Below are 26,209 nucleotides of genomic sequence, written 5' to 3' on the forward strand. Positions count from 1 at the left end.
CCTCCTCAGGCCCGACGGATGAGGGTCAGGCCGTCGCGCAGGGGCAGGAGGACCTGCTCGACGCGCGGGTCGGCGGCGACGGTGTCGTTGAAGTCGGCGATGGCCTTGCCGTTGGCGCCGGTCGTGCCCAGGTACGGCTCGCCCTGCATCAGCGTGTTGTCCACGCAGACCAGGCCGTGGGGCGCGAGCAGCCCGCCGTCGATCAGCGTCGTCAGGTAGCCGGCGTACCCGGCCTTGTCGGCGTCGACGAAGACGAGGTCGAACTGCTCGCCCGCCGCGGCCAGCCAGGCGAGGGTCTGCGCGGCCGGCCCGACCTCGACGGTGATGCGCCCGCCCGCCGGCGAGCCCGCGAACGAGCGGATGGCGGCGGTGGCGACCTCGGCGTCGAGCTCGCACGCGACGAGCCGCCCGCCCTCGGGCAGCGCCTCGGCCATGGCCAGCGCGGAGTAGCCGGTGAAGAGCCCGATCTCGAGCACCCGCCGGGCCCGTGTCGCCGCGACGAGCATCTTGAGCGCCTGCCCCTCGACGTGCCCCGACAGCATCTCCTGCTCGAGGAACACCGCGGCGTCGTCGCGCGCCGACCAGTCGCGCTCGTGGGTCGCGGCGGCGAGCCGGGCGAGCGCCGGCGACTCCGGCGTCGTGCAGCGCTCCAGGTAGGGGTCGAGCCCGCCGGCCAGGGCGCGGGCGCGGTCCAGGTCGTCGCGGACGGCGCCGGGCACGTCCGCGACGCCGTCGAGCCCCTCGGCGACCCGCTCGAGCGCCGCCGCGAGGATGCCGACCGGCGTGACCGGACGGGGCGGCGCGCTCACCGCCGGAACACCTCGACGCCGAGGCCGGCGCGCGGGAGCCCGGCGCAGACCTCGCGGTGCGCGGCGAGCGCCTCGGTCAGCTCCCCGGCGTCGAGGTCGTTGACGAAGTGGCACGTCCCGATCGGGCGCGGCACCGCGGCACGCAGCAGGCCGTCGCGGGTCTGCAGGATCTTCTCGGTCGCGTCCGCGAGCAGCTCCGCGGTCAGGTGCGGGCTGTCGAGCGAGAGCCCGAGGCGGTTCATCAGCCCGAGCACGCGGTCGCGGGCGGCCTCGGTGATGTAGCCGCGGCGCTGCGCGAGCGTCGTCGAGAGCGCCATGTCGACGCTGATCGCGTGGCCGTGGAAGAACGGCTCGTCGCCCGCGAGCTCGAGGGTCGGGCTCCAGGTGTGCCCGAAGGCGATGACGCGGTCGAGGTCGAGCTCCTGCAGGTTCGGCACCTCGAGGCGCAGCATCGTCTCGATCGCGTTCCACGTGAGGCGGTCGGTCACCTCGCGCAGCTCCGGGGAGCCGTCGAGGTGCCCGAACCGCGTCGCCAGCAGGTCCTCCCCGTACTTCTCGAGCAGCTCGAAGATGCCCTCGTTGCCGACGACGGCGATCTTGATGAGCTCCGCCATCCCGTTGCGCACCTGCTCGGTGGGCAGGGTCGCGAGGAACGAGAAGTCGAGGAACACCTGCTGGCTCGCGTGGAAGGCGCCGAGGCGGTTCTTCGCCTTGCCGTGGTTGACCGCGACCTTGATCGCGACGCTGGCGTCGACGAGCCCGATGAGCGTGGTCGGGATGCGGATGTAGTTCGTCGCGCGCCGGAAGATCGAGCACGCGAACCCGGCGACGTCGGTGGTCAGGCCACCGCCGACGACGAGGACGGGCTCGGTGCGCACGAGACCGAAGTCGCCGAAGGCGTCGACGATCCGCTCTGCGGTGCGCAGCGTCTTGTCGGCCTCGTCGATCGCGATCGGGAAGAGCGTCAGGTCGATCCCGTGGTGGTCGAAATAGACGCGCATGGCGTCGCCGTGCAGCTCGGCGACGGTCGCGTCGACGACCGCCAGGCAGCGGCCGTACGGACGGTAGGCGTCCGCGAGACCGGTGTTGTGCGGCGCGAACACCCCGTCGGTGATCACGAGCGAGTAGTCGATCTTCTGATAGCCCTCGACGTGGAAGGCGGTGTCGGTGGCGGTGAGGGTCGGTTCGGCGGTCATCTGACTCCGTCCGGGCGTGAGGAATCGGACCGCCGGGCGCGGCGGCCTGCAGGTGGAGGTGGGGGCGGACGCCCGGAGGTCAGGCGGCGAGCGCGGTGACGTCGTCGGCGGCGAGGCGGTCGACGCGGCGGGCGGCGCCGGGGAAGTCGACGGCGGCGGTGTTCTCGTTGGGGAACGCGAGGCAGGTGACGCCGGCCGCCTCGGCGGCGCGCACGCCGTCGGGGTTGTCCTCGATCGCGACGGCGGCACCGGCGTCCTCGCCGAGCGCCTGCAGCGCGAACGCGTACGCGGCCGGGTCGGGCTTGACGGCGTCGACCTGGTCGCTGGCGACGACGACGTCGAAGTCGTCGGGGCCGACGGCGGGGCCGAGGGCGTCGATCACCGCGAGGACGTTGTCGCGCGAGGTGGTCGTGACGAACCCGATCTTCCAGCCGTTGCTCTTGGCCGCGCCGAGGGTGTCGAGGACCCCGTCGCGCGGCGCCGCGCCCTCGGTGCGCAGCTTCTCGCGGAAGATCCGCGACTTGGTGGCGTGCACGGCGTCGGCGTCGACGTCCTCGCCGCGGCGGCGCGCCTCCTCGGCGATCCGCTGGGCACCGCCCGCCCGGTCGAGACGGGAGCGGTAGTCGTCGCGGTCCCAGTTCCAGTCGAGGCCGTGCTCGGCGAAGGCCTCGTTGAAGGCCGCGCGCTGGATCTCGGAGGTGTCGGCGATGCTGCTGATCGAGCCGAACAGGAGTGCGCTCACCGCGGGTCCCTTCAGGTCACGGCGCGGCTGTCGCGCCCCGACGCGGGTCCCCGAGCAGGAGGGGTCGAAACGTGCCGGCGGAGAGTTCGGTGACGGGCAACCGGCGGGCCCGTCACCGACCTCCGTCAGGCCCTCTCGGAGGCGGGCAGCGCGTCCTGGATGGCGCGCAGCTCCTGCGCCACGGTCGCGAGCCCGTCGGCGTTGACGCGGCGCAGCTCGTCGAGGACCTGCTCGAGCAGGCTGTTGGTGGTCTCCAGGGCCTCGCGCAGGGGCGCGGTGCCGGCGATGTCGCCCAGCATGGTGGTTCCTCCCTCAGATAGGCGGTACCGACGGTACCTGATATCCCGGCAGGTGCACCCTCGCCGCACACCGGGCACCCGGGGGCACGTGACCGATGAGGGATTCGCGCTGCGCGACGTCGTCGTCCGCCGCGGCGGGCGCGCCGTGCTCGACGGGATCGACGCCGACATCCCGGCCGACGGGATCACGGTGCTCTGGGGCCCGTCGGGCGCCGGCAAGACGACGCTGCTGCGGCTGCTCGACCGCCTCGACGTCCCGGAGTCGGGCACCGTCTCCTACCGCGGCACGCCGCTCGACGAGCTCGACGTGCTCGCCCTGCGCCGGCGGGTGGGCATGGTCTTCCAGCGCGCGACGCCGTTCGCCGGGACCGTGCGCGACAACCTCGCCGTCGCCGCGCCCGACGCCGACGGCGAGGCGGTCCGGCGGGTGCTCGGCCGGGTCTCGCTCGACGCCGACCTGCTCGACCGCGGCGCGGACACCCTCTCCGGCGGCGAGCTCCAGCCGATGTGCCTGGCCCGGACGCTGATCACCGAGCCGGAGGCGCTGCTGCTCGACGAGCCGACCTCCGCGCTCGACGAGGGCCCGCGGCGGGCGTTCGAGCGCTCGGTGCTCGAGCTCGCCCGCGACGGCCTGACGGTCGTGTGGGTGGGACACGACGAGGAGCAGGTGCGCCGCGTCGGCGACCGCGTCCTGCACGTCGGCGAGGGCCGGGTGACGACGTGACCGTCAGCATCGCCGGGCTCGCCGTCTCCCTGCTGCTCGTGGCGGTCGCCGCCGGCGTCTCCCTGGTCTGGCGGCTGGGCCTCGAGCTCTCGATCCTCTGGGCCGCGGCGCGCGCCCTGGTCCAGCTGCTCATCGTCGGCGGCGTCCTCGTGCTGCTGCTCGCGCCCGAGCGCTCGCTGTGGTGGTCGTGGCTGTGGGTGGCGCTCATGGTCGGCTACGCCGGGTGGACGGCCCGGCAGCGCGCTCCCGAGGTGCCGCGGCTCCTGCCGATCGCGGCGACGGCGTTCCTCGCGGCGAGCGCGGTGACGATGGCCGTGATCTTCGGCCTGGGCGTGCTGCCGCTGAGCTCCAAGACCCTCGTGCCGATCGCCGGGCTGATCATCGGCAACGCCATGACCGCGACCGTCCTCGTCGGGCGGCGCCTCCTGGAGGAGCTGCGGGACAAGCGCGACGAGGTCGAGGCGCGCCTGGCGCTCGGGCAGCCCTCGTCCCAGGCGTCGCGGCCCTACCTGCGGGCGGCGCTGCGCTCGGCCCTGACGCCCCAGATCGAGACGACCAAGGCCACGGGACTGGTCTTCCTGCCGGGCGCCATGACCGGGCTGATCCTCGCCGGCGTCGACCCGGTCTCGGCGGTGCTCGTGCAGGCGGTGGTGATGTTCCTCGTGCTCGCCGCGGCGGCCACGACCACGACCGTCGTGGCCCTGGGCGTCGTGCGGAACCTCTTCACCCCGGACCACCGCCTCGTCGTGCCCTCCCGCACGGCGTCCTGACGCTCGCTCGCCCGGGTGGGTGTTCCAGCCACGCCGACACACGCCGTGTCTCGCCCACCGGTCAGTCCTGGCGGTAGGTCTCCAGGAACGAGCCGATGCGGGTGATCGCGTCGTCGAGGGTGGCGGCGTGGGGGAGGGTCAGGATGCGGAAGTGGTCGGTCGTGGGCCAGTTGAACCCCGTGCCCTGCACCACCTGGATCTTCTCCTCGCGCAGGAGGTCGAGCACGAACTGCTCGTCGTCCTTGATCGGGTAGACGTCCGGGTCGAGACGCGGGAAGGCGTAGAGCGCGCCGCGGGGCTTGACGCACGAGACGCCGGGGATGGCGTTGAGCTTCTCGTACGCCTTGTCGCGCTGTTCGCGCAGCCGCCCGCCCGGGGCGCAGAGCTCGCCGATCGTCTGCCGCCCGCCGAGCGCGGCCTGGATCGCGTACTGCGCGGGGGTGTTCGCGCACAGGCGCATCGAGGCGAGCATGGCCAGGCCCTCGAGGTAGTCGCGCGCGTGCTGGCGGGGGCCGGTGACGACGAGCCAGCCGGAGCGGAAGCCGGCGACGCGGTGGGTCTTCGAGAGCCCGGAGAACGTGAGCACGACGAGGTCGGGAGCGAGCGAGGCGACGTCGTGGTGCACGGCGTCGTCGTAGAGCACCTGGTCGTAGATCTCGTCCGCCATCACCATCAGCCCGTGCCGGCGGGCGAGGTCGAGCAGGCCCTCGAGGACCTCCTTCGAGTACACCGCGCCGGTGGGGTTGTTGGGGTTGATGATCACGAGCGCCTTGGTGCGGTCGGTGATCTTCTTCGCGACGTCGTCGAGGTCGGGCGCCCAGTCCGCCTGCTCGTCGCAGCGGTAGTGCACGGCGTTCCCGCCGGCGAGGGTCGCGACGGCGGTCCAGAGCGGGTAGTCGGGCGCGGGGACGAGCACCTCGTCGCCGTCCTCCACCAGCGCCTGCACGGCCATCGAGATCAGCTCGGAGACCCCGTTGCCGAGGAAGACGTCGTCGACGTCCACCTCGAGCCCCCGCGCCTGGTAGCGCTGGGCGACCGCGCGCCGCGCGGGCAGCACGCCCCGCGAGTCGGTGTAGCCGTGCGCCCGGGGGAGCATCCGGATCATGTCCTGGACGATCTCCTCGGGCGCCTCGAAGTCGAACAGCGCGGGGTTGCCGGTGTTGAGGCGCAGGACGCTGTGGCCCGCCTCCTCCAGCAGGTTGGCCTGCTCCACCACGGGTCCGCGGATCTCGTAACAGACGTCGCGCAGCTTGTTCGACTGGCGGAACTCCACGGGCACTACCTCTCGCACACTCGTCGTCGAGCACTGGACCGCGTCCCGGTCTACCAAACGAGGACGTGTGACCGGGACCCCTGGTTGCTCAACTAGTTGGTTGAATAAAGAGTCCTAGAGCGATACCGTCCGGTCTCATGAGCGTGATCCTGGTGGCGACCATGTCCCTCGACGGCTTCATCGCCCGTCCCGACGACTCGGTGGGCCCGATCTTCGACTGGTTCACTGCGGGCGAGGTCGACGTCCACGCCGGCGACGAGCAGCGCCCCTTCCGCACGGGGAAGGAGAGTGCGGACTGGATGCGCGAGCAGTGGGGCCGCGCCCGGGCGGGGGTGATCGGCCGCCACCTGTTCGACCACACGAACGGCTGGGAGGGGCGCCCGCCGGCCGGCGAGCACGTCGTGGTGCTAACGCACACCGTCCCGACCGACTGGCCGCACTACGGCACGGCGCCGTTCACGTTCGTCACCGAGGGCGTCGAGGCCGCGGTCGCGGCGGCGACGGAGCTCGCCGGGGACGGCGACGTCACCGTGACGGCCGGCGACGTCGGCGGCCAGGCGCTCGCGGCCGGGCTGATCGACGAGGTGGAGATCGACCTGGCGCCGGTGGTGCTCGGCCGCGGCAAGCGGTTCTTCGGCGCGGACGCCCCGGAGCTCGTGCTCGAGGACCCCTACCTGGTCGTGCCGGGGCGGCGCGTCACGCACTTCCGGTACCGGGTGCGCCGCGGCGGCTGAGCGCATTGCGTGGGCCGTCAAAGTGTGTGCACTATGGCGACGCTGACGAAGGGAGCCCCGTCGATGCCGACCCTCTCCGCGAGTCCCGTGCCCGCCGTGTGGCCCGCCGTCCCGCCCGAGATCCCCGGCACGATGGCGGCGGTCGTGTTCGACCGCTTCGGCCCGCCCGACGTGCTGCGCCTCGACGCGGTGCCCACGCCCGCGCCCGGTCCCGGTGAGGTGCTCGTCCGGGTCGCCGCGGTGTGCGTCGGACGCTTCCTCGACGTCTCCCTGCGCGCCGGGCGCCATCCGGTGAAGCCCGCGCTGCCGCACGTGCTCGGGGTGGAGCACGCGGGCACGGTGGTGGCCGTCGGAGACGCAGCGCAGCGGAGCTCGACCGTGGAGACCGGCGACGAGGTGCGCGGCGTCGCGGTCGGCCAGCACGTCGCCGTCTGGCCGGTGCTCGGCTGCGGCGACTGCACGGCCTGCGCGGCGGGCAGCACGGAGGCCTGCCCGCGCCTGCACATCGCCGGGGTGCACGGCCCGGGCGCCTACGCCGAGTACACGGTGGTCCCGGAGGCCGCGGTGTGGGCCATCCCCGACGACCTCGACCCCGCGACCGCCGCCGGGGTCGCCCTCGCCGGCCCCGTCGCGATGAACCAGCTGCAGCAGGCCGGCCTGCGCGCCGGTGACTGGGTGCTCGTCGCGGGCGCCGCCTCCGCGCTCGGCGCGACCACCGCGGAGCTCGCCCGCCACCTCGGCGCGCGGGTCATCGGGACGTCGCGCGCCGCCTGGAAGCGCGAGCGGCTGCGCGGGCTGGGTCTCGAGGCGGCGCTCGACCCGACGGCGGCGTCCTTCGTCGACGACGTCCGCGCGGTGACCGGCGGGGCGGGGGTCGCCGTCGCCGTCGACGACCTGGGCGAGCCCGACATCTTCGCCCGCCTCACCGACGTCCTCGCCCCGCGGGGCGTCCTGGTCTCCTCCGGCGCCTTCCTCGGGGGCACCGTGCCGCTGGACCTGGCCCGGCTCTACACGCTCAACCAGCGGATCCTCGGCGTGCGCACCGGCAACGCCGCGAGCGCCCGGGCGCTGTGGGCCGAGGTCGGACGCGGCTTCCGTCCCGTCGTCGACCGCTCCTTCCCGCTGGAGGCGGCGGCCGACGCGCACCGCTTCCTCGAGGCCGACGACAACATGGGCCGGATCGTGCTGACGACCGCGGCCGCCGACGTCACCTGACCGACCACGGACGAAGGGGAGGACACGTGCGCGAGGCGCCGTGGATGCTCGTCACCCACCACCAGGGGGACGTGTCGAAGGCCGAGGTCGGCGTCCGGGCCGCGGGCGTCATCCGCCGCGCCCCCGACGAGATCGCCGGGCGCACGATGCTCGAGGTGCTGGGGGAGTGGGACACCCTCGCCCCCACGCTGCGCGCCCTCGACCCCGAGCGGCTCGATCCGGTGCCCGGCGCGGCGCTGGCCGCCCCGCTGCTCTACCCCCGCAAGGTGCTCTGCGCGGGCGCGAACTACTACGCCCACCTCGCCGAGATGGGCGTCGCGCGCCCCGAGGGGTCCGTCGAGCCCTACTTCTTCTTCAAGCCCCCGACCACCTCGGTGATCGGGCCCGACGAGGCGATCGTGCTGCCCGCCCGTGCCGGCCGGAAGATCGACTGGGAGGTGGAGCTGGGGGCGGTCATCGGCCGCCGGTGCGCCGACGTCCCCGTCGAGCGGGCGTACGAGGTCGTCGCCGGGTGGACGATCGTCAACGACGTCTCCTCGCGCGACCTGCTCGAGCGCCCCGACGCGGTCGCGCCACCGTTCGGGCACGACTGGGTCCTCGCCAAGGCGGGCGACACCTTCTGCCCGCTGGGGCCGGGGATCGTGCCCTCCTGGATGATCACCGAGCCGCAGGCGGTGGCGCTGCGGCTGTCGGTGAACGGCGTGGTGAAGCAGGACTCGAGCACCACCGACATGGTCACCCCGATCGACCGGCTCATCGCCGCCGCCAGCGCGGCGGTGACCCTCGAGCCGGGCGATGTGATCGCCACCGGGACCCCGGCCGGCGTCGGCTTCCCGCGCGGTGACTTCCTGGCCCCCGGCGACGAGACGGTCGCCGAGATCGACGGGCTGGGCGCGCTGCGCAATCCCGTCACGGAGAGAGAGGACGTCTCATGACCGCGGTGACCGTCTCGAAGCTCGGCTACGTCGGCTTCGAGACCCCGGACGTCGAGCGGCTCGTCGAGTACTACACGAAGGTCCTGGACTTCGTGCTCGTCGAGGGAGACTCCCGCGGCGCGTTCCTGACGACCGGCACCGATCACCACTGCGTGGTCGTGACGCAGGGCGCCGCGTGCGCCCGTCAGGTCGTCGGCTACGAGATCCGGGAGGACCTCGACGCGGCCGCCGAGCGGCTCAAGGACGCCGGCTACGTCACCGAGCGGCGCACCGACATCGGCCCCGGCACGCCGGACGTGCTGGTCCTCGAGGAGCCGAACACCGGCGTCCCGCTGCACCTCGTCACCGCGCAGGACCCCAGCGGCGTGCAGGGCTTCACCCCGCTGCGCCCGACCAAGCTGGGCCACGTCGCGGCCTACACGCCCGAGCTCGCGAGCATGCAGGCCTTCTACCAGGACCTGCTCGGGTTCCGGTGGTCGGACACCGTCGGCGACTTCTTCGTCTTCCTGCGCTGCAACGCCGACCACCACGCCGCGAACTTCATGGCGAGCCGGAAGTACTCCGGCATGCACCACGTCGCCTACGAGATGCGCGACCCGAACCACCTGATCTCGATGCTCGACCACCTCGCCCAGCACTCCTACCGGCTGCACTGGGGCCCCGGGCGGCACGGGCCGGGCCACAACCTGTTCACCTACCACCGCGACCCCGACGGCAACGTGATCGAGCTGTTCACCCAGATCGACGTCGTGCACGACGAGGCCAAGGGCTACTGGGAGCCGCGCCCCTGGCACGAGGAGTTCCCGATGGGCCCGCGGACGTGGGAGGTCGACATGGCGACCGTCAACCAGTGGGGGCCGGTGGACCCGCCGAGTCTGGACCACTGAGCAGCAGGGACATCGCCGCGTCCACGCACGGCGTGCCGTGGCCGGGCGCGTGGCCGTCGACCACGCGCCGGGCGGTGCCGGCGAGGTGGCACGCCATCGCGGCGACCGCCGCGGAGCCGTCGCCCCCGCGCACGGCGTCGAAGATCGCCTGGTGTTCCTGCTGGCGGGCGGAGAAGTCGTTGCCGTGCTGCGACTGGTCGATGCGGACGTAGCGCTCGCTCTGCTGGGCGTAGGAGGTGATGGTGCGCAGCACCGTCGTCCCGCACCGCCCCACGAGCAGGCGGTGGAAGCCGCGGTGGGCGACGGTCCAGCTCGCCATGTCGCCGGCGCGGTAGGTGCGCTCCATCTCGCGGAACGCGGCGGTCGCGCTGCGGGTCTCCTCGCGGCTGAGCTTCCCGGCGGTCAGGCGCGCCCCGAGCGACTCGAGGGTGATCCGGGCGGCGTAGAGCGAGTCGAGCTCCTGGGCGTCCAGGCCGACGACCCGGCTGCGCTGGTTGGGCTCCGCGGAGATGAGCCCTTCCTCCTGCAGCATCCGGAACGCCTCGCGCAGCGGCGTCCGCGACACCGCAAGGACACGGGCGAGCTCGGCCTGCTTGAGCTGGGTCCCCGGCGGGAGGTCGCCGCTGATGATCAGGTCGCGCAGGTAGGTGTGCACGCTGACGCTCGTCTGGCGCGGGTCGGGGATGCGCAGCCCGTCCCGGCCCCCGATGAGCTCACCGATCGACACCGAGGGAGTGTATGCAGGCGGCGGGAGTGATCGCGTCACGACGAGCCCGCCAGGTGACGCCACAGCCGGTCGAGCAGGGGCGGGGCGGCCTGGCGCCAGGCGGCGACGTCCTCGTCGTCGAGGGCCCGAGCCTGGTGGCCCGCGGCGGCGAGGTGCACCCGGCACGCCGCGTCGAGCAGCCACATCCGGGCCACCGCCGCGCCGGGGGTGTCGCCGACGGTCAGTGCCCCGTTGCCGCGCAGCAGCACCGCGTCCTCGTCGCCGAGGGTCCGGGCGGCCGCCGCGGCGCGGTCCGGGTCGCGCAGCAGGCGCGCGAGCTCGTGCACCGGCACCCGGCGGCCCAGCCAGGCGGCCTGACCGTGCAGCGGCGCGAGCTCGCGGGCGACCGCGGCGGCGGCGAACGCGGCCTCGGGCTGGGCCCGCGCGACCGCGGCGACGTCGGGGCGGGCGCGGTAGACCGCCAGGTGCGCCCAGGTCTCGGGCGCGGCGTCGGCCGGCAGCTCGTCGGCCGCGACCCCGACCGTCACGAGCGTGTCGGCGGTGACGTCGCCCGGCGCGGTCGGCGGGGTGATCACCACGAGGTCCCCGACGCGCGCCGACACGTGCCCGAACGCGGTGACCAGCCCCGTGGCGGGCCAGGACGCGCGCGGCGAGCGCGACCTGCTCGGCCACCTCGGGGGCACCGGGGACATCGGGGAGGTCCGTCACGGGACGGGCTGGGCCTCCTGCTCCATCGCGGCGAACAGCGGCGCCAGGTCGATGTGGATGCGCAGCGAGGTCACCTTGCCCTCGGCGTTCCGGTCGAGGATCGACACGCACGGCAGCGGGACGTGAGCGCCGCCCTTCGTCGTGTAGTGGGTGGTGACCTCGAGGATCGCGGTCGCCCCGTCGTTCTCGTCCCAGCGGTGGTGCACCTCGTGGCGCATCCCGCCGATCATCGCCCAGAAGCCCTCGAAGGCGTCGTGGATCGCGGCGATCCCGACCGTCGGCGGCTGGTTGCCGAAGACGACCACCGCGTCCTCGGCGTGCCGCGCGACGAACGGCTCCAGGCGTAGCGCGTCGACGTCGGCGTAGTAGTCGGTGACCCAGTCGGACATGCGATCTCCTCTGATCGTCAGACGGTCGCGCCGGCGGCGATCCTGCGCACGGCGTCGAGCGTTGCGGCGACCGCGGCGCGGTACATGCCGGTCATCCGGTCGGCGTGGGCCTGCTCGCCCGCCGACCCGCCCGGCTCGCCCGCGACCACCAGCGCGAAGCTGAAGCGCAGCGTGAGCTGGTCGGGCGTCTCGCCCTCGATCTCGTTGGCGATCGTGCCCAGCACCGGACCCGCGATGCGGGTGAACACGACGCGGTGCGGGTGCTCGAGCGTGATCCGCTCGGTGAACGCCTCGCCCTGGAGCACGATGTCGCGGTCGAACACCGTCTCGCCGTACCGGGCGGTCACGGTGCAGTCGGTGATCGCGGGGACGAACGGCAGCGCGTTCTCGGCCTTGCGCACGAGCCCGTCCCACAGGGCGTCGCGGCTGATCAGCGGCTCGCCGGGCTCGTTCACCGGGAGCGCGTGGGACACGAAGATCATGGGTGGATCCCCTCCGGGACCAGCTGTGGGCTGGAGATCTGGGGTTGCGTGACGGGCTTCTGGGTCGGCCCGAGCCACATGTCGATCGAGCCGCGCTCGGCCGGGTCGAAGTACCGGGGACGCCAGGCGGCCTCGTCGGTGATCCGCCGGACGCCGTAGGAGTACTCGTAGGTCAGGCCCTCGGGCCCGAGGAAGTAGAGGAAGACGGCACCCGACTGCGGGTGGCGCCCCGGCCCCATCTCGATGACGACGTCGTGCTCCTGCAGGTGGTGCCAGTTGCGGAAGACGTCGTCGAGCTCGGCGACCTGGAAGTTCACGTGGCACAGCCCCGGCCGGTCGCCGCGGAACACCGCGAGCTTGTGGTGCACCTCGTCGATGCGCATGAGGCAGGCGGCGTCGCCGATCCAGTCCGAGGCGCGGGCGTTGAACGTCGTCGACCAGAAGCGGTGCGCCTCGGCCACGTCGGGCGCGTCGAGGCAGAGGTGGCCGAACTCGGTGATCCCGGCGCCCCGCCCGTACCGCACCGGGCGCGCGAGCGTCTGCTGCCCGACGACGAGCTCGATGCGGTTGCCGAAGGGGTCGTCGAAGGCGACGAACTCGCCGACCCGCCGGGACCGCGCCTCGTCGGGATCGCCGCGGCGCACGGCGAAGCCGCGCGTCTCCAGCTCGGTCTCCGCCAGGGCGAGCGCGCCGGGGTCGGCCACGGTGAACGCCGAGGCGATGACGCCGCTCGCGCCCTCGACGAACGCCAGGCAGTGGTGGCGGCCGTCGGCGCGCAGGTGCGCCACCCCCGGCTCGCCACCGTCCACGTGCTCCAGCCCGACCACCTCGGTCGCGAAGCGGACGGCACCGGCGAGATCGGCCGCGCCGGAGCGGACGTAGGCGATGTCGACCAGCTCGATCACACCTTCAGAGTGGATACAGTTTCTAGTGATGTCAACCACGCCGACGGAGCAGCTGGGTGGGCATCGGGACGCATTGACGCGCTCACCAAGGTGTGCACACTCTGGACGCATGAGCACCCTCCCGGTCGATGCCGCCCGCGCCCCCGCCCCGACGTCCGCGGCGGGGGGACGACTCGCCGGTAAACGGGTGCTCATCACGGGCACCGCGGGCGGGCAGGGCGAGGCCGCGCAGGCGGCGTTCGTCCGCGAGGGGGCCCGTGTCGTCGGGTGCGACGTGCAGGACGGGGCCGCCGAGGGCACCGCGGCCGTGCTCGCGTCGGAGGGGTTCGACGTCGTCGGGACCACCGTCGACCTCGCCGACCCGGCCGCCGCAGCCCGCTGGGTCGAGGAGAGCGCCGAGGCCCTCGGCGGCATCGACGTGCTCTACAACAACGCCGCCGGCGCCGGGTTCGCCCCGTTCGACGACCTGACGCTCGACCTGTGGCGCCACGTGCTCCACGTCGAGCTCGACATCGTCTTCCACACCACCTCGCCCGCGTGGCCGCACCTGCTCGCGAGCGGCAACGCGTCGATCATCAACACCGCCTCGATGTCCGGGCTGCGCGGCATCGCCCCGCTGGGCCAGGTCGCGCACTCGGCGGCGAAGGGCGGGGTCATCGCCATGACGCGCTCGCTCGCGGCCGAGGGCGCCGAGCGCGGCGTGCGGGCCAACGCGATCTCGCCGGGCTTTGTGACGTCGCCGGCCACCGACAAGTTCGTCGGTGAGGAGCTGCGGAACTTCCAGATGGGGATGCACCTCATCCGCCGCCCCGGCACGGGGATCGACGTGGCCGCGCTCGCGGTCTACCTGGCCTCCGACGAGTCGGTGTGGGTCACCGGGCAGAACATCTCGATCGACGGCGGGGTCACGGCCGGCTTCCGCTGAAGCGCTCCCGGCGTTCCCAGTCGGCCGGGTCGTGCGTGACCCACACCGGCGCGTCGAGGGTCGCCGCGAGGCCGATGAGCCGGTGCAGCGAGGCCAGCGCGTCGGCGCGGACCATGTCGGCGGCCATCGGTGCGGGGCGCTCGAGGGCCTCGTGGAGATGCGCGGTGTCGCAGGAGAGCAGCAGGGGCCCGTGCGGCAGCCGCACCAGCACGCTGCTGTTCCCCGGCGTGTGCCCCGGCATCGCGAGCACGACCACCGCCCCGTCGCCGAACACGTCGTGGTCGCCGTCGAGGAACGCCCAGTCGCCGCCGCGCACGGGGTCGATGTCCCGGGTCCGCGCGAGGGCGGCCACGTCGGCGTCGCTGCCGTCGACCGCGCCCCGGTCGCCCGCGCCGAGCAGGAACCGCGCGTGCGGGACGTGGCGCAGCCCACCGGTGTGGTCGAAGTGCACGTGCGACACCACGACGTGCGTGACGTCGCCGGGCGCGACCCCGGCGCGCTCCAGTTGCCGGTCGAGACGCTGCTCCGGGGTCATCCGCACCTTCCCGCCCAGCTCCTCCCCGTAGACCGCGACGGGGTCCTCGGCGGCCTCCGGCGCGAGGCCGGTGTCGACGAGCACGAGCCCGTCGTCGTGCTCGACGAGGAATGTCGGCACCACCAGCTCGACGGGCCCGGGCGCGGCGCCGTCGAGCATGTCGGCGCGGTCGAGGCTCAACCGCGCCCCGTCGAGCGGGACGAGGCGGCGGGCGGTCCCGGTCGTCACGACGGGGGCATACCCGCCGCGACCGGGTAGCCGACCGCATGTCCGACCGTCTCGAGTTCTTCTTCGACCCCATCTGCCCGTTCTGCTGGGTGACCTCGCGGTGGGTCGTCGAGGTCGCGCGGCAGCGTCCCCTCGAGGTCACGTGGCGCCCGGTCTCCCTCGCGATCCTCAACGAGGAGATCAGCTACGACGAGCGGAGGAAGGCCTCGCCCGACTACCCCGACAGCCACGTGCGCGGCCTGGAGATGCTGCGGGTGGTGCACGCCGCCCGGGAGCAGCACGGCCCCGGCGTCGTCGGCGACCTCTACACCGCGCTGGGCGAGCTCGTCTGGGCGGCCGACCCGCCCGAGGGCGACGACTTCCGGGCCGTCATGGGCGAGATGGCCCGCCGGCGCGACCTGCGCCCGGCGCTGGAGCGCGTGGGCCTGCCGGCCGACCTCGCCGACGCCGCCGACGACACGTCCCGCGACGACGCCCTGCGCACCGAGACCCAGGAGGCCGCCGATCGGTGCGGCGGCGGGGTCGGCACCCCGATCCTGTCGTTCGACCCCCCGGACGGCCCGGCGCTCTTCGGGCCCGTCATCGACGCCCCGCCGGAGGGTAAGGAGGCCCTGCGTCTGTGGGACGCCGTGCAGACGCTCGCGCAGTGGCGGGGGTTCGCCGAGCTCAAGCGCACGCTGCGCTCGTTCCCGGACACCCCGATGTCGGCGAAGCTCGCGCGCACGGAGACGACGGTCCGGTAGGTCAGGGCCGGCGGGCCTGCACGATCCACGTCGCCGAGTCGTAGGTGACGCCGTCGGGGCCCTCGTGGGCGGCCAGGTCGTCGCGCAGGGCGGCGAGGATGCGGTCCCGGTCCTCCGGGCGCAGGTCACCCATCAGCCCCGACTGCAGGTCCGCGACGAAGGCGAACGCGTCGTCGGCGTCCGCGCCGTAGTACATCGGCGCCCGGTGGGCGGTGACCGTGACGTCGGCGAGGCCCGCGGCACCCAGGATGCGGTGGACGCGGTCGGGCTCGGAGAGCGACAGCGGGCTCGGGGCGTCGGTCGGTGGGGCGTTGCGGACGCCCGCGACCGCGAAGAACGAGCGCATCCACTCCTGGTGCTCGATGCCCCGCCAGGTCAGCAGCACGACCCGTCCGCCGTGGCGCACGCCGGTGGCGAGGTTGGTGAAGGCGGCGACGGGGTCGGCGAAGAACATGCTGCCGTGCCGGCTGACGACCACGTCGTACTCGGCGGGCGGGAACGGGTGGGTCTGGGCGTCGGCCTCGCGGAACACGACGTTGCCCACCCCGGCCTCGACGGCGCGGTGGCGCGCGATCGCCAGCAGGCCCGCGGCGATGTCCACGCCGGTGACCGGGCCGTTCACGGCGTCGCGCGCCGCGTCGAGGGACGTCCGCCCGGCCCCGCAGCCGACGTCGAGGACGGCCTCGGCCGGCGCGATCGCGGCGGCCTCCATGAACGAGGCGTGGTGGGCGGCGACGCCCGCGTCGAAACGGTCGGCCCAGGCCGTCCAGATCGTGCCCGTGGGGCCGTTCCAGGCCTCGTGCTGGGCGGCGTTCGCGCTCACGGCAGCTCCGGCGGCAGCCCGAACGACGCGAAGTGTGCGGCGCCGATGAAGGAGGTGACCGCCGCGATCCGGTCGCCGCGCAGCGTGAGCACGTCGATCGACCACGGCCGGTGCGGGGCGGCGGCGGGGGCGTCGGGCGGGCGGAGGTAGGACGCGAGCGCGACCTGCCCGTTGGCCACGACCTCGAGATGGCGCCACGAGCCGCAGTCGCCGCTCGCCGGCACGGCGCGCAGGAACCTCCCGACGGCCTCGACGCCTGCGTACCAGCGCCCGAGCGGCGGCATGGACCAGGTGACGTCCTCGGTGAGCAGCGCGACGAGCGCATCGGCGTCGCCGCGCTCCAGCGCCGTGGAGTAGCCGGTGACGATCGCGCGCAGGCGGGCGTCGTCGATCTCGCGCAGGGTGCGCTGCTGGTCGGTGGCCGGCACCTTCTCGGCGACCAGCTTGCGGGCCCGCTGCAGCGCGGAGTTCACCGAGGCGGTGGAGGTGTCCATCGTCGTGGCGATCTCGGCGGCCGAGAAGCCGAGCACCTCGAACAGCACGAGCGCCGCCCGCTGGTTGCCCGGAAGGTGCTGCAGGGCGGCGACGAACGCGAGCTCGACGGCCTCGCGCTCCTCGGCCCGGGCGCCGGGCTCGTCCGGGTAGGGGCCGAGCCACGCGACCTCGGTGAGCGGGACGTCCTGGGTGACGACGCGGTCGCTCGCGGGGCCGAGGTCCATCGGCAGCGCCCGGCGTCCGCGGGCGTCGACGACGTCGAGGCACACGCGCGTCGCGACCGTGTACAGCCAGGTGCGCAGCGAGCTGCGGCCCTCGAAGCGCCCGAGCCCGCGCCAGGCCTTCACCAGGGTGTCCTGGAGCGCGTCGTCGGCGTCGTGGGCAGAGCCGAGCATCCGGTAGCAGTGCGCGTGCAGCTCGCGGCGCAGCGGCGCGACGAGCCGGCCGAAGGCGGCGTCGTCCCCGTCGCGGGCGCGGGGGAGATCCGGGTCGGCGACCGCGTCGGTGAGGCTGGTCTCGCTCACCCGCCCGAGTCTGCCCCAGCGGGCCCCTCGGTGGTGGAGCCCCGCTCGAAGGCGTCGGAGACCTCGTCGAGGAAGAGCGAGATCGCGGCGGGCATCGACTCCCGGAAGGTCGCCAGGAGGGCCTGCGCCGCCACCGGCTGGAGGGCGCCGACGACGTCGCGGACCTGCTGGGTCCGGTCGGCGGGCAGCCCGTCACCGACGTACTCCGCCCAGACCGTGCGGCGGAACAGGTCGACGAACCGCGCGGTGACCGCACCGACATGGGTGGTCAGCTCTTCGCGCATGACGATGAGGTCGGCCGCCGGCATGCCCAGGCGCACCGCTTCCGCGCCGGCGCGCACCAGACCGGGGTTGGGGACGCGCACCCGCCCGCCGTCGAGGTGGGCGAGGAGGCCCGCGTCGGCGAGGGCCTCCCAGGTGTCGGGGCTGACGTCCACGCCGAGCCACTGGGCGAGCTCCGCGCCGTCCATCTCCAGCGCGGGCTCCGGCGCCCACGGGGCGAGCATGTGGAGGTACTGGACGAGCGCCTCCTCCGCCGACTGGCGTGGGGTCGACGACACGAGACGCTCGATGGCCGAGAGGGCGAACCCCTGCTCCTGGAGCTGGGTGATGAGCTCGAGGCGGGCGAGGTGCTCGGGTCCGTAGTACCCGGTGCGGCCCTGCAGCCGTGGCGGCGGGAGCAGGCCACGGGCGGCGTGCGCACGGACGTTGCGCACCGTCATCCCCGCGCGATGGGCGAGCACGTCGACGGTCATGCCCTGCCCGCCGGCTCCCGCGTCCCCCGTGTCCACCACCCTCCACGCTACTGATCGCCCTTCGTGACACCTCCAGACGACATATGACACGTGATCGTGTTTCATGACGCGCGTCACGGGTCATACCAGGGCAACGGTCGAGTAACTGTGACGGCAGGTTCCGGGTACCGCCGGTACCCTGTAGCGTGGCGGAGGTGAGCGACGTGAGCGATGGGCAGACCCCCGGCCGACTCCCCCGCGGTGTGCGGCGTCTGCGGAAGGTGGCGTCCCGTTTCACCACCCCGCTGCTCCCGGACGACTACCTCTCGCTGATCAATCCGCTGTGGTCGGCCCGCGAGCTGCGCGGCAAGGTCGTCAAGGTCGTGCCGGAGACCGAGGACGCCGTCACCCTCGTCATCAAGCCGGGCTGGGGCTGGTCGTTCGACCACCAGGCCGGGCAGTACGTGGGCATCGCCGTGTCGGTGGAGGGCCGGTTCCACTGGCGGTCCTACTCGCTGACCTCGCCGCCCCGGAAGGACCAGGGCCACCTGTCGGTGACGGTCAAGGCGATGCCGGAGGGCTTCCTGTCCCGCCACCTCGTGGAGGGTCTGGAGCCCGGTACCATCGTGCGGCTCGCGCCGCCGAGCGGTGAGTTCGTGCTGCCCGACCCGCCGCCCAAGAAGATCCTGTTCCTCACCGGCGGCAGCGGCGTCACGCCGATCATCGCGATGCTCCGGACGCTCGACCGCCGCGGCACGATGCCCGACGTCCTCGTCGCGCACTCGGCGCCCGACGCCGACAGCCTGATCTTCTCCGACGAGCTCGACCGGCTCGCGGAGAAGCACGACAACCTGCGGGTGCACAAGCAGTACACCCGCACCGACGGTCACCTCGATCTCGACAACCTCACCGACCTCTGCCCGGACTGGCGCGAGCGCCAGACCTGGGTGTGCGGACCGAACGCGCTGCTCGACGACGCCGAGCGCGTGTGGGCCGACGCCGGGCTCGACGAGCAGCTGCACGTCGAGCGGTTCTCGGTCGACCTGGCGGGCGGCGAGGCCGAGGGCGGCACGGTCACGTTCAAGCAGTCCGGCGCGGAGGTCGAGATCGACGGCGCCACGACCCTGCTGGAAGCGGGGGAGCAGGCCGGCCTGCAACTGCCGTTCGGGTGCCGCATGGGCATCTGCCACACCTGCGTCGTCCCCCTGCGCCAGGGCGTCGTGCGCGACCTGCGTGACGGCACCGAGCACCGCGCCGACGGCACCGGCGGCGCGGACTGGGACGCCGTGAAGGTCCAGACCTGCATCGGTGCCGCCGCCGGGGACGTCGTCCTCGACATCTGATCCACCCCCCACTGCGAAGTCGGAGGAACATCCGTATGGCCATCGCCGACGTCAAGGAGTTCGCCCACCTCACCGAGGCGGACGTGGAGGCCCTCGGACGCGAGTTCGACCAGATCCGCGCCGACTTCGAGGAGAAGCGCGGTGACGAGGACGCCGCCTACATCCGTCGTCTGATCACCATCCAGCGCCGGCTGAACGTGGCGGGGCGCGCGATGCTGTTCGGGAGCCACCGCCGCGAATTGTGGTGGGCCGGCGCGCTGACGCTGTCCGTGGCCAAGATCCTCGAGAACATGGAGATCGGCCACAACGTCATGCACGGCCAGTTCGACTGGATGAACGACCCGGAGATCCATTCGGCGACCTGGGAGTGGGACAACGTCTGCCCGGCCGACCAGTGGAAGCACTCCCACAACTACCTGCACCACACCTATACGAACGTGATCGGCAAGGACAAGGACGTCGGGTACGAGATCCTGCGCGTCCGGTCCGACCAGCCGTGGCACCCGTACTACCTCACCCAGCCCGTGGTGAACACGCTGCTGATGCTGGCGTTCGAGTACGGGGTGTCCCTGCACGACCTGGACATCGACGGCCTGGTGAAGCTGCAGCTCGAGGACCCGGAGGAGTTCCGGCGCAAGCTCGAGGGCATCGCGCGCAAGCAGGCCCGCCAGATCGGCAAGGACTACATCCTCTTCCCGGCGCTGACGGGCAAGAACTTCGTCCCGACGGCCACGGCCAACTTCTCGGCCAACATCATCCGCAACATCTGGTCGTACGCGATCATCTTCTGCGGGCACTTCCCGGACGGCGCCGAGGTGTTCACCGAGGAGGAGCTGGAGAACGAGACGCAGGGCGAGTGGTACCTGCGCCAGCTGCTCGGCTCGGCCAACTTCACCGGCAACCGGCTGATGCACATCATGTCCGGCTCGCTCGGCTACCAGATCGAGCACCACCTGTACCCGGACCTGCCGTGCAACCGGTACCCGGAGATCCAGGAGCGCGTGCTCGCGCTGTGCGAGAAGTACGACCTGCCCTACACCACCGGGTCGTTCCCCCGGCAGTTCTGGCAGGCCACGCGCTCGATCTGGCGGCTCTCGCTGCCGGCGAAGAAGCTCCGCGAGGCCTCGGAGCGCCGGCAGGCCCGCGGCCTGCCGCGCAGTGCGGGCGTCGTGCGGGCCGAGGGCGACCACGCGCCGTCGACCCCCCAGACGGCCCCGGCGCCCGCGAACACCCCGAAGCACCCCGGCCCGAACGAGTCCTGAGGCTCCCCGGCGGGTCGACGACGTGCCGGGGCCGCCCCGGCACGTCGTCGACGACCCGTCCGGTCAGGAACCGAGCGCCAGGACGTTGCAGACGTCCCCGCGCGGGCCCGTGCCGGTGAGCCCGCGCTGGGAACGGATACGCTCGGCGAGGTACTCGGCGTCGCGCCCCACGCCGGAGAACCGTCCCGACCCCCACGTCCAGAGCCACGGCAGGCCGAGGAAGTAGAGCCCGGGCGAGCTCGTCACGCCACGGGAGTGTGAAGGCGCACCACGGCCGGTGAACACCGGGACGTCGACCCACCGGAAGTCCTGGCGGAAGCCGATGCACCACACCACCGAGGTGATGGCGGTGTCGGCCAGGCGCAGCTCGAGGGTCTCGCCGTCGGGACGCCACACCGGGGTATAGCGCTCCTCGACGGGGGCGTCGACACCGCTGCGGGCGATGTACGCGTCGATCGTGTCCTTGATCGACTCGGAGACCTCGTCGGCGTGGTCGAGCCGCTCGGTGAGGTCGGGCTTGAAGTGCAGGACGCCGTCGCGGTGGTCGGTGAGCAGGCCGTAGAGCGACATCCCGGCCTTCGCGTGCGCGCGCAGGTCGATGTCGCGGCCCCCGTCGCGCCCGGTGACGTAGTGGTTGGCCTGCGCCCGCACGGCCTCGCGGCGCGGGTGCTCGGTGACGGGCATGTCGTAGTAGCCCATCTCGGCGAGCCAGTCGGTGACGTCGCGGCCGCGGTAGAACCGCGCCACCCGCGGGGCGTCGCCGACCACGAGGTGGACCTTCCGGCCCTCGAGGTGCAGGTCCTCGGCGATCTGGGCGCCGGACTGCCCCGACCCGACGACGAGCACCTCGCCGGGCGGCAGCTGCGCGCCGGAGCGGTAGTCCTGCGACTGGACCTGCGTGATCGTCTCGGGCAGGGCCTGGGACAGCGGCGGGGTGATCGGGGTGTGGTAGCCGCCGGTGGCGACGACGACCTGGTCGGCGGTGAGCTCGCCCGCGCTGGTCGCCAACCGGTACGTCCCGCGCTCGTCGCGCGTCACGCGGGTGACCTCGACGCCCTCGACGACCGGCGGGTCGACGAACGCCCGGTAGGCCTCCAGGTAGTCGACGATCTGGTCGCGGACCATGAAGCCGTGCGGGTCGTCGCCCGCGTAGGGGAAGTCGGGGAGCTGGCACTGCCAGTTGGGCGTGACCAGGCTGAACGTGTCCCAGCGGTAGGTCTTCCAGGAGTGCGCGACCTCGGCGCGCTCGAGCACGACGTGGTCGATCCCGCGCCGGCCCAGACACCGGCTCATCGACAGCCCCGCCTGCCCGCCGCCCACGACGACGACCGGCCAGTGCCCGCCCGACAACTCCATGATCGCTCCCCGCGTCGCTCGACTGCGGCTCACGATGCGCGGGCCCGGTTGCCGGGTGATTGCCTCCGGACTGCGCCGGTGTTGCCGCGTGTAACGGGTGCTCGGACCCGGCAGAGCACCTCGCCGGCCGTCAGAGGTCGACCAGGACGATCCCCACCGCGACCACGGCGGCCGAGACCGCCCGTCCGGGCCCGAGGCGCTCGCCGAGGAAGACGGTGCCGATGAGGGCGCCGAAGACGATGCTCGTCTCGCGGAGGGCCGCGATCGCGGCGGTGGCCCCGCTGGTCTGGGCGACGAGCACCAGGCCGTACGCCGCGAGGGAGACGAGCCCGCCGGCGAGGCCGGCGAGGACGACGGGTCGGCCGAGCCCGCGCAGCGCACGGCCCCGGCGCGCGAGCGCGATCAGCGGCATCACCGGGCCCTGGAGCAGGAACAGCCACGCCGCGTAGACGGCCACGGGGGTGGTGCTCACCGCCGTCGCGTCGACCACCGTGTACGCGGCGATGCTGACGCCCGTGGCCAGCGCCGCGCCCAGCGCCGGCAGCGACGACCACGAGAGCCGCCCACCGTCGAGCGCGAGGCTGAGCAGCCCGAGCGAGATCACACCGATCCCGACCAGCTGCAGGGTGGGCAGGTCCTCGCCGCGGGCGATCTCCACCACCGCCACCACCCACGGCGCCGTCCCCCGCGCCACGGGATAGACCTGGCTGAACTCACCGAGCTGGTAGCTCCACCAGAGCAGCAGCACGTAGACCACGTGGATACCGGCCGAGGCGAGGATCGGCGGCCACGCCGCGGCCGGGGGCGGGCCGAGCACGATCGCCGCGGCCCCGCCCACCACGACGTACGTCGTGCCGAGCAGGGCGAACCCGGCCAGGCGGTCGGGGACGCCGTGGGCGACGGCGTTCCACGTCGCGTGCAGCAGCGCGGCCAGCAGGGTGAGGGCGACGATGCCGGCGGAGGGGCCGGCGGTGGTCGCTGTCGTCACCGGGGAGGCTCCTGGGTGTCGCAACCACGTGTCGGGTCGGACCCTAGCTCCGCTCGCGTGCGGGACGCACGGCCTCGGGCGGTTCGGCGATCGGGTGGCCGAATGTCGGGTTGCGCCCCCTGTCGTTCCCGGTGGAGGTGGTAGGATCGAACACATGTTCGATAGCGGGTGGGCGGTGGTGGTCGACGACCACTCCGACTCCTCCGACTCCTCCGACTCCTCCGACTCGTCCGACTCGTCCGACTCGTCCGACTCGTCCGACTCGTCCGACTCGTCCGACTCGTCCGACTCGTCCGACTCGCCGTCCTGGTCGCAGTGGGCGCCGGGCCCGGAGCTCGCGGCGGGGTTGGCGGGGTCGCAGCCGCTGGATCTCGTGGTCGACGAGGGCTACGACGCGGTGGAGCGCCTGGCGGGGTGGGAGGCGCTGGTCAGCTGGGCGACCGGGCGACTGCACCGGGAGACCGCGGAGTACCTGCAGGCCTTTCAGGCCCGGGAGCGGGGCGCGGGGCGCGCGGAGCTGGCCGCGGAGTCGGTGGCCATGGAGGTCGCCACCCTGGGCCGGGTGGCGCCGCGCACCGGGGAGATCCGGGTGGCGCAGGCCGAGCGGCTGCTGGAGTGCCTGCCGGGCACCCTGGCCGCGCTGGAGGCGGGCCGGATCGCGTTGGGGCACGCGCGGGTGCTGCTCGAGCAGACCGAGAACTGTGACCCCGCCACGGCGCGGGCGGTCGACGCCGAGCTGTGGTCGCGGCCCGGCCGGGACCGCACCCCCACCCAGCTGCGAGAGGTGGTGCGGCGCATCATCATGCGCCTGGACGCGGGGAGTCTGCGCCGCCGCGCCGAGACCGCGGCCAAGGCGCGGGGGATGCGGTACTGGTCGGACGACCACGGCGCTACCGGGGTGCTGCAGCTGCGGCTGCCCGCCGACGAGGCCCGCGGGGTGTTCGCGGTCATCGACGCCCACGCCCGCCGCGCCGGTGACGACCCCGAGGGTCCCGGGCGGGACCTGACCCAGAAACGCGGCGACACCACCCGCGACCTCATCCTCGACGGCGCCACCGCCCGCGACACCCGTGACGCCCGTGACGCCGCTGGCCACTGCACCTGCTGCCCGGCAGAGAACCAGCAGGAGAACACCACCGACGACACCACCCACGGCGCGGACGCTGACGCTGACGCTGCTGACGAGGGAGCCGGCGACGACCGGGCCGATGACGACGCGACCGGCGAGGCCGCGACCGGCGAGGACGCGGCCGGCGAGGACGCGGCCGAGGAGACCTCCAGTGAGGACGCGACCGGTGACGACGCGACCGCTGCAGACGTGGCCGACGAGGACGCGACTGTCCACGACGTGCCCGGCGTGGACTCGTCGGGGCGGGGTGGGCCGGTGGACGGGCGGGATCCGGTGACCGGTCTGCGCGCCGGGGCGCGCTCGCCGGTGCGGACCGAGGTGCGGGTGCTGATCGGGTGGGACGTGCTGGCCGGGTTCTCCGACCGCCCCGGCGAGCTCGAGGGCCACGGCCCGATCCCCGCCGAGCTGGCCCGCCGCCTGGCCGGCGGCGGCCCGGACACGTGGTGGCGGCGGCTGTTCACCGACCCGGTCACCGGCACCGCCGCCCACCTCGACGCGCGCCGCTACCGACCACCCGCGGCGATGCGCGAGTTCGTCGGGGCCCGGGACCTGACCTGCGCCGCCCCCGGATGCCGGGTCCCGGCCGCGCGCTGCGACCTCGACCACGTCACCCCCTACGAGCACCGGCGCCCCGGCGGCGGCGCCGGACCCACCCACCCCGACAACCTGCGACCCGCCTGCCGGCGCCATCACCGCATCAAGACCCACGGCGGGTGGTCGGCGACCCTGGAACCCGACCCCGACGGCAGCGACACCCAGGTGATCATCTGGACCTCGCCGTCCGGGCACCGCTGGAGCGTGCGCCTACCCGAACTCGACCCACCCCGAGACCACGACACCGGTGACAGCGACCCGCCAGGCGCCACGAGCGAGAGCCTCCAGCCCCGACACACCAGCGCAGCGGGCTCTCCCTGGCCCTGGAACCTCGACTCCTGGCGACGCCGCGAAGCACAACCACCACCGGGCGACCCCTGGCGACGCCGCGCGGTCTGAACAGCAATAGCGACACACCCCGGGGAGCGATCTCCTTCCCGTTCGCCGGGAGTCGCGCTGCGCATCCGGCCCACCAGCCACGAGGGTGGCGGGGTGCGGACGGACTTGGTCGTCGTGGGTGCCGGGCCGGCGGGGTTGATCCTCGCGTGGTTGCTGCAGCGGGCGGGTGTGGCGACCACGGTGATCGAGAGCCAGCCCCGCGACGAGCTCGGGACGCTGCCGAAGGCGGGCATCGTCGAGTACCGCACCGTGCAGCTGCTGACCGCCGAGGGACTGGGCGGTGCCGTCCTGCCGTTCTCGGCCGAGAACCACCGGTGTGAGTTCCGGACCGCCGACGAGTCGGCGCTGATCGACTACGGCGCACTGACCGGCGGCCGCCCCCACTACGTCTTCCCGCAGCACCAGCTCGTCGACCGGGTCGCGACGTCGCTGCTCGACACGGGCGGCGAGGTGCTGTTCTCGCACCGCGTCACGGGCGTCGAGCAGGACGCCGACGGCGCGCGGGTGACGGCCGACGGTCCGGACGGCGCGTGCGAGCTGGAGGCGGAGGTCGTCGTCGGGTGCGACGGCGCGGGCAGCGCGGTGGCGCGCTCCCTGGCCGGCGTCGTCACCCAGCACGACCGCCGCCATCCGCAGCGCTTCCTCGTGATCAGCGCCGCGATGCCGCCGCTGGTCGACCACACGATCTACGCCGCCCACCCGCGGGGCTACGCCGCGCACATGCGGCGGCTCCCGGACGTCACGCGGCTCTATCTGGAGATCCCCGGCGACCAGTCACCCGCCGACTGGCCGCACGGCGACATCCGCGCCGAGGTCGGCCGGCGGCTCGGGGCCGACCTGGACGGCGTCGAGCTGCCCGAGGTCGACGTCCTCGACCTGCGGACCCGGGTGACGACGCCGATGCAGCACGGCCGGGTCTTCCTCGTGGGCGACGCCGCGCACCTGATCACGCCGGCCGGCGGGAAGGGCATGAACCTCGCGATCTTCGACGCCGTCGAGCTCGCCCACGGCCTCGTCGAGCGGTTCGGGCCGCAGGGCGACCCCGCCCGCGCCGAGCGCTACAGCGCGACCCGCCTCCCCGCGATCTGGCGGACCCAGGCGTTCTCCGACTGGTTCCTGCGGATCATGACCGCCCCGCCGGGCGCGGGCGACGAGCGCGACGGCTTCGGGCTCGGGCTGCGCGAGGGCTGGGTGTCCTCGCTGCAGCGCGATCCGCTGCTCCGGCGCTGGTTCGCCCACGCCTACGCCGGGGTCGACCCCGAGGAGTGACGCACGGCGGCCCCCGGCCCGGAGGACCCGGGACGGGGACCGGTGCGCCTCGGCGCCCTCGGGGGGA

28 protein-coding genes are annotated in these 26,209 nt (G+C 73.6%); 12 read left to right on the forward strand and 16 right to left on the reverse strand.

Translation table 11 applies throughout. The annotated features are described in order from the left end of the window. Positions 1 to 5 precede the first annotated feature (5 nt). The 4 genes from WCD41_RS00840 to WCD41_RS00855 form a co-directional block, all read right to left on the reverse strand. Positions 6 to 809 carry an O-methyltransferase gene (locus WCD41_RS00840; protein ID WP_337711475.1) on the reverse strand — a complete coding sequence of 268 codons (804 nt, stop codon included), beginning with the start codon at positions 807 to 809 and terminating at the stop codon, positions 6 to 8. Then, entirely contained in the window at positions 806 to 2,005 is a 1,200-nt protein-coding gene (locus WCD41_RS00845; RefSeq protein WP_337711476.1) for a sedoheptulose 7-phosphate cyclase, read from the reverse strand. The genes WCD41_RS00840 and WCD41_RS00845 overlap by 4 nt, the downstream gene beginning before the upstream one ends. Positions 2,006 to 2,084: 79 nt before the next feature. Further along, complete coding sequence (locus WCD41_RS00850; RefSeq protein WP_337711477.1) at positions 2,085 to 2,747, reverse strand: HAD family hydrolase; 663 nt, start codon at positions 2,745 to 2,747, stop codon at positions 2,085 to 2,087. Between the two features lie 125 nt (positions 2,748 to 2,872). Then, on the reverse strand, positions 2,873 to 3,046 hold the full coding sequence (locus tag WCD41_RS00855; RefSeq protein ID WP_337711478.1) for a hypothetical protein: 174 nt from the start codon (positions 3,044 to 3,046) through the stop codon (positions 2,873 to 2,875). A gap of 88 nt (positions 3,047 to 3,134) precedes the next feature. Here WCD41_RS00855 and WCD41_RS00860 point away from each other — a divergent pair, with 88 nt between their 5' ends. Together WCD41_RS00860 and WCD41_RS00865 are read left to right on the forward strand one after the other, a co-directional pair. Beyond that, positions 3,135 to 3,770 (forward strand): ATP-binding cassette domain-containing protein, encoded by a 636-nt coding sequence (locus tag WCD41_RS00860; RefSeq protein WP_337711479.1) that lies wholly within the window; start codon positions 3,135 to 3,137, stop codon positions 3,768 to 3,770. Beyond that, positions 3,767 to 4,540 (forward strand): ABC transporter permease, encoded by a 774-nt coding sequence (locus tag WCD41_RS00865; RefSeq protein WP_337711480.1) that lies wholly within the window; start codon positions 3,767 to 3,769, stop codon positions 4,538 to 4,540. The genes WCD41_RS00860 and WCD41_RS00865 overlap by 4 nt, the downstream gene beginning before the upstream one ends. 61 nt (positions 4,541 to 4,601) lie before the next feature. Here WCD41_RS00865 and WCD41_RS00870 read toward each other — a convergent pair whose 3' ends face one another. Then, entirely contained in the window at positions 4,602 to 5,813 is a 1,212-nt protein-coding gene (locus tag WCD41_RS00870; protein WP_337711481.1) for a pyridoxal phosphate-dependent aminotransferase, read from the reverse strand. Positions 5,814 to 5,950: 137 nt separating this feature from the next. On the opposite strand from WCD41_RS00870, the gene WCD41_RS00875 reads away from it, so the two are divergent. The 4 genes from WCD41_RS00875 to WCD41_RS00890 all read left to right on the forward strand — a co-directional run bounded on the left by WCD41_RS00875 (position 5,951) and on the right by WCD41_RS00890 (position 9,584). Then, a complete protein-coding gene (locus WCD41_RS00875; RefSeq protein ID WP_337711482.1) occupies positions 5,951 to 6,547 on the forward strand; it encodes a dihydrofolate reductase family protein in 597 nt (198 codons plus the stop codon). 63 nt (positions 6,548 to 6,610) lie between these two features. Then, a complete protein-coding gene (locus WCD41_RS00880; RefSeq protein ID WP_337711483.1) occupies positions 6,611 to 7,762 on the forward strand; it encodes a quinone oxidoreductase family protein in 1,152 nt (383 codons plus the stop codon). Positions 7,763 to 7,788: 26 nt separating this feature from the next. Next, on the forward strand, positions 7,789 to 8,697 hold the full coding sequence (locus tag WCD41_RS00885) for a fumarylacetoacetate hydrolase family protein (RefSeq protein ID WP_337711484.1): 909 nt from the start codon (positions 7,789 to 7,791) through the stop codon (positions 8,695 to 8,697). Next, positions 8,694 to 9,584: a VOC family protein gene (locus tag WCD41_RS00890; protein ID WP_337711485.1), complete on the forward strand. Its 891-nt coding sequence runs from the start codon at positions 8,694 to 8,696 to the stop codon at positions 9,582 to 9,584. Before WCD41_RS00885 ends, WCD41_RS00890 begins: the two co-directional genes overlap by 4 nt. On the opposite strand, the gene WCD41_RS00895 is transcribed toward WCD41_RS00890, so the two are convergent. Genes WCD41_RS00895 through WCD41_RS00915 form a run of 5 tightly spaced genes read right to left on the reverse strand, consistent with a single transcriptional unit; the run spans position 9,541 to position 12,795 of the window. Then, entirely contained in the window at positions 9,541 to 10,311 is a 771-nt protein-coding gene (locus WCD41_RS00895) for a GntR family transcriptional regulator (protein ID WP_337711486.1), read from the reverse strand. The genes WCD41_RS00890 and WCD41_RS00895 overlap by 44 nt on opposite strands. Positions 10,312 to 10,346: 35 nt before the next feature. Further along, complete coding sequence (locus tag WCD41_RS00900; RefSeq protein ID WP_337711487.1) at positions 10,347 to 11,003, reverse strand: class II aldolase/adducin family protein; 657 nt, start codon at positions 11,001 to 11,003, stop codon at positions 10,347 to 10,349. Between the two features lie 12 nt (positions 11,004 to 11,015). Then, positions 11,016 to 11,408, reverse strand: a complete 393-nt coding sequence (locus WCD41_RS00905; RefSeq protein WP_337711488.1) for a nuclear transport factor 2 family protein — start codon at positions 11,406 to 11,408, stop codon at positions 11,016 to 11,018. 17 nt (positions 11,409 to 11,425) lie between these two features. Then, on the reverse strand, positions 11,426 to 11,890 hold the full coding sequence (locus tag WCD41_RS00910; protein ID WP_337711489.1) for an SRPBCC family protein: 465 nt from the start codon (positions 11,888 to 11,890) through the stop codon (positions 11,426 to 11,428). Continuing rightward, positions 11,887 to 12,795: a VOC family protein gene (locus WCD41_RS00915; protein WP_337711490.1), complete on the reverse strand. Its 909-nt coding sequence runs from the start codon at positions 12,793 to 12,795 to the stop codon at positions 11,887 to 11,889. Before WCD41_RS00915 ends, WCD41_RS00910 begins: the two co-directional genes overlap by 4 nt. 109 nt (positions 12,796 to 12,904) lie before the next feature. Between WCD41_RS00915 and WCD41_RS00920 the strand changes: the two genes are divergently transcribed. Then, positions 12,905 to 13,720 carry an SDR family NAD(P)-dependent oxidoreductase gene (locus WCD41_RS00920; RefSeq protein ID WP_337711491.1) on the forward strand — a complete coding sequence of 272 codons (816 nt, stop codon included), beginning with the start codon at positions 12,905 to 12,907 and terminating at the stop codon, positions 13,718 to 13,720. Here the strand turns inward: WCD41_RS00920 and WCD41_RS00925 are convergent. After that, the gene (locus WCD41_RS00925) at positions 13,701 to 14,483 is read right to left on the reverse strand and encodes an N-acyl homoserine lactonase family protein (protein ID WP_337711492.1); all 783 of its coding nucleotides are present in this window, start codon (positions 14,481 to 14,483) and stop codon (positions 13,701 to 13,703) included. The genes WCD41_RS00920 and WCD41_RS00925 overlap by 20 nt on opposite strands. A 38-nt stretch (positions 14,484 to 14,521) precedes the next feature. On the opposite strand from WCD41_RS00925, the gene WCD41_RS00930 reads away from it, so the two are divergent. After that, positions 14,522 to 15,226, forward strand: a complete 705-nt coding sequence (locus WCD41_RS00930; RefSeq protein ID WP_337711493.1) for a mycothiol-dependent nitroreductase Rv2466c family protein — start codon at positions 14,522 to 14,524, stop codon at positions 15,224 to 15,226. 1 nt (position 15,227) lies between these two features. On the opposite strand, the gene WCD41_RS00935 is transcribed toward WCD41_RS00930, so the two are convergent. From WCD41_RS00935 to WCD41_RS00945, 3 genes are read right to left on the reverse strand one after another with little or no spacing between them, the layout of a single operon-like run. Further along, complete coding sequence (locus WCD41_RS00935; protein WP_337711494.1) at positions 15,228 to 16,049, reverse strand: class I SAM-dependent methyltransferase; 822 nt, start codon at positions 16,047 to 16,049, stop codon at positions 15,228 to 15,230. After that, positions 16,046 to 17,068, reverse strand: coding sequence for a sigma-70 family RNA polymerase sigma factor (locus WCD41_RS00940; protein WP_337711495.1), 1,023 nt, complete (start codon positions 17,066 to 17,068; stop codon positions 16,046 to 16,048). The genes WCD41_RS00935 and WCD41_RS00940 overlap by 4 nt, the downstream gene beginning before the upstream one ends. Then, complete coding sequence (locus tag WCD41_RS00945) at positions 17,065 to 17,859, reverse strand: MerR family transcriptional regulator (RefSeq protein ID WP_337711496.1); 795 nt, start codon at positions 17,857 to 17,859, stop codon at positions 17,065 to 17,067. The genes WCD41_RS00940 and WCD41_RS00945 overlap by 4 nt, the downstream gene beginning before the upstream one ends. A 167-nt stretch (positions 17,860 to 18,026) precedes the next feature. On the opposite strand from WCD41_RS00945, the gene WCD41_RS00950 reads away from it, so the two are divergent. Both WCD41_RS00950 and WCD41_RS00955 read left to right on the forward strand, forming a co-directional pair. Continuing rightward, positions 18,027 to 19,145 carry a ferredoxin reductase gene (locus WCD41_RS00950; protein ID WP_337711497.1) on the forward strand — a complete coding sequence of 373 codons (1,119 nt, stop codon included), beginning with the start codon at positions 18,027 to 18,029 and terminating at the stop codon, positions 19,143 to 19,145. Positions 19,146 to 19,180: 35 nt separating this feature from the next. Further along, on the forward strand, positions 19,181 to 20,407 hold the full coding sequence (locus tag WCD41_RS00955; RefSeq protein WP_337711498.1) for a fatty acid desaturase family protein: 1,227 nt from the start codon (positions 19,181 to 19,183) through the stop codon (positions 20,405 to 20,407). 63 nt (positions 20,408 to 20,470) lie between these two features. Here WCD41_RS00955 and WCD41_RS00960 read toward each other — a convergent pair whose 3' ends face one another. Together WCD41_RS00960 and WCD41_RS00965 are read right to left on the reverse strand one after the other, a co-directional pair. Next, the gene (locus WCD41_RS00960) at positions 20,471 to 21,763 is read right to left on the reverse strand and encodes an MSMEG_0569 family flavin-dependent oxidoreductase (RefSeq protein ID WP_337711499.1); all 1,293 of its coding nucleotides are present in this window, start codon (positions 21,761 to 21,763) and stop codon (positions 20,471 to 20,473) included. Positions 21,764 to 21,893: 130 nt separating this feature from the next. Then, on the reverse strand, positions 21,894 to 22,751 hold the full coding sequence (locus WCD41_RS00965; RefSeq protein ID WP_337711500.1) for an EamA family transporter: 858 nt from the start codon (positions 22,749 to 22,751) through the stop codon (positions 21,894 to 21,896). A 154-nt stretch (positions 22,752 to 22,905) separates the two neighbouring features. On the opposite strand from WCD41_RS00965, the gene WCD41_RS00970 reads away from it, so the two are divergent. Both WCD41_RS00970 and WCD41_RS00975 read left to right on the forward strand, forming a co-directional pair. Next, complete coding sequence (locus WCD41_RS00970; protein WP_337711501.1) at positions 22,906 to 24,873, forward strand: HNH endonuclease signature motif containing protein; 1,968 nt, start codon at positions 22,906 to 22,908, stop codon at positions 24,871 to 24,873. 93 nt (positions 24,874 to 24,966) lie between these two features. Next, a complete protein-coding gene (locus tag WCD41_RS00975; RefSeq protein ID WP_337711502.1) occupies positions 24,967 to 26,142 on the forward strand; it encodes an FAD-dependent monooxygenase in 1,176 nt (391 codons plus the stop codon). Positions 26,143 to 26,209: the final 67 nt, after the last annotated feature.

The sequence above is a fragment of the Actinomycetospora aeridis genome (assembly GCF_037400275.1).
Classification (GTDB): Bacteria; Actinomycetota; Actinomycetes; order Mycobacteriales; family Pseudonocardiaceae; genus Actinomycetospora; species Actinomycetospora aeridis.

What these genes read in the sequence shown, in the direction of transcription:
- WCD41_RS00845 (WP_337711476.1), bottom strand. Translation starts at nt 2,005, where the DNA reads ATGACCGCCGAACCGACCCTCACCGCCACCGACACCGCCTTCCACGTC.
- WCD41_RS00855 (WP_337711478.1), bottom strand. Translation starts at nt 3,046, where the DNA reads ATGCTGGGCGACATCGCCGGCACCGCGCCCCTGCGCGAGGCCCTGGAG.
- WCD41_RS00875 (WP_337711482.1), top strand. Translation starts at nt 5,951, where the DNA reads ATGAGCGTGATCCTGGTGGCGACCATGTCCCTCGACGGCTTCATCGCC.
- WCD41_RS00880 (WP_337711483.1), top strand. Translation starts at nt 6,611, where the DNA reads ATGCCGACCCTCTCCGCGAGTCCCGTGCCCGCCGTGTGGCCCGCCGTC.
- WCD41_RS00890 (WP_337711485.1), top strand. Translation starts at nt 8,694, where the DNA reads ATGACCGCGGTGACCGTCTCGAAGCTCGGCTACGTCGGCTTCGAGACC.
- WCD41_RS00900 (WP_337711487.1), bottom strand. Translation starts at nt 11,003, where the DNA reads ATGTCCCCGGTGCCCCCGAGGTGGCCGAGCAGGTCGCGCTCGCCGCGC.
- WCD41_RS00905 (WP_337711488.1), bottom strand. Translation starts at nt 11,408, where the DNA reads ATGTCCGACTGGGTCACCGACTACTACGCCGACGTCGACGCGCTACGC.
- WCD41_RS00910 (WP_337711489.1), bottom strand. Translation starts at nt 11,890, where the DNA reads ATGATCTTCGTGTCCCACGCGCTCCCGGTGAACGAGCCCGGCGAGCCG.
- WCD41_RS00920 (WP_337711491.1), top strand. Translation starts at nt 12,905, where the DNA reads ATGAGCACCCTCCCGGTCGATGCCGCCCGCGCCCCCGCCCCGACGTCC.
- WCD41_RS00930 (WP_337711493.1), top strand. Translation starts at nt 14,522, where the DNA reads ATGTCCGACCGTCTCGAGTTCTTCTTCGACCCCATCTGCCCGTTCTGC.
- WCD41_RS00955 (WP_337711498.1), top strand. Translation starts at nt 19,181, where the DNA reads ATGGCCATCGCCGACGTCAAGGAGTTCGCCCACCTCACCGAGGCGGAC.
- WCD41_RS00960 (WP_337711499.1), bottom strand. Translation starts at nt 21,763, where the DNA reads ATGGAGTTGTCGGGCGGGCACTGGCCGGTCGTCGTCGTGGGCGGCGGG.
- WCD41_RS00970 (WP_337711501.1), top strand. Translation starts at nt 22,906, where the DNA reads ATGTTCGATAGCGGGTGGGCGGTGGTGGTCGACGACCACTCCGACTCC.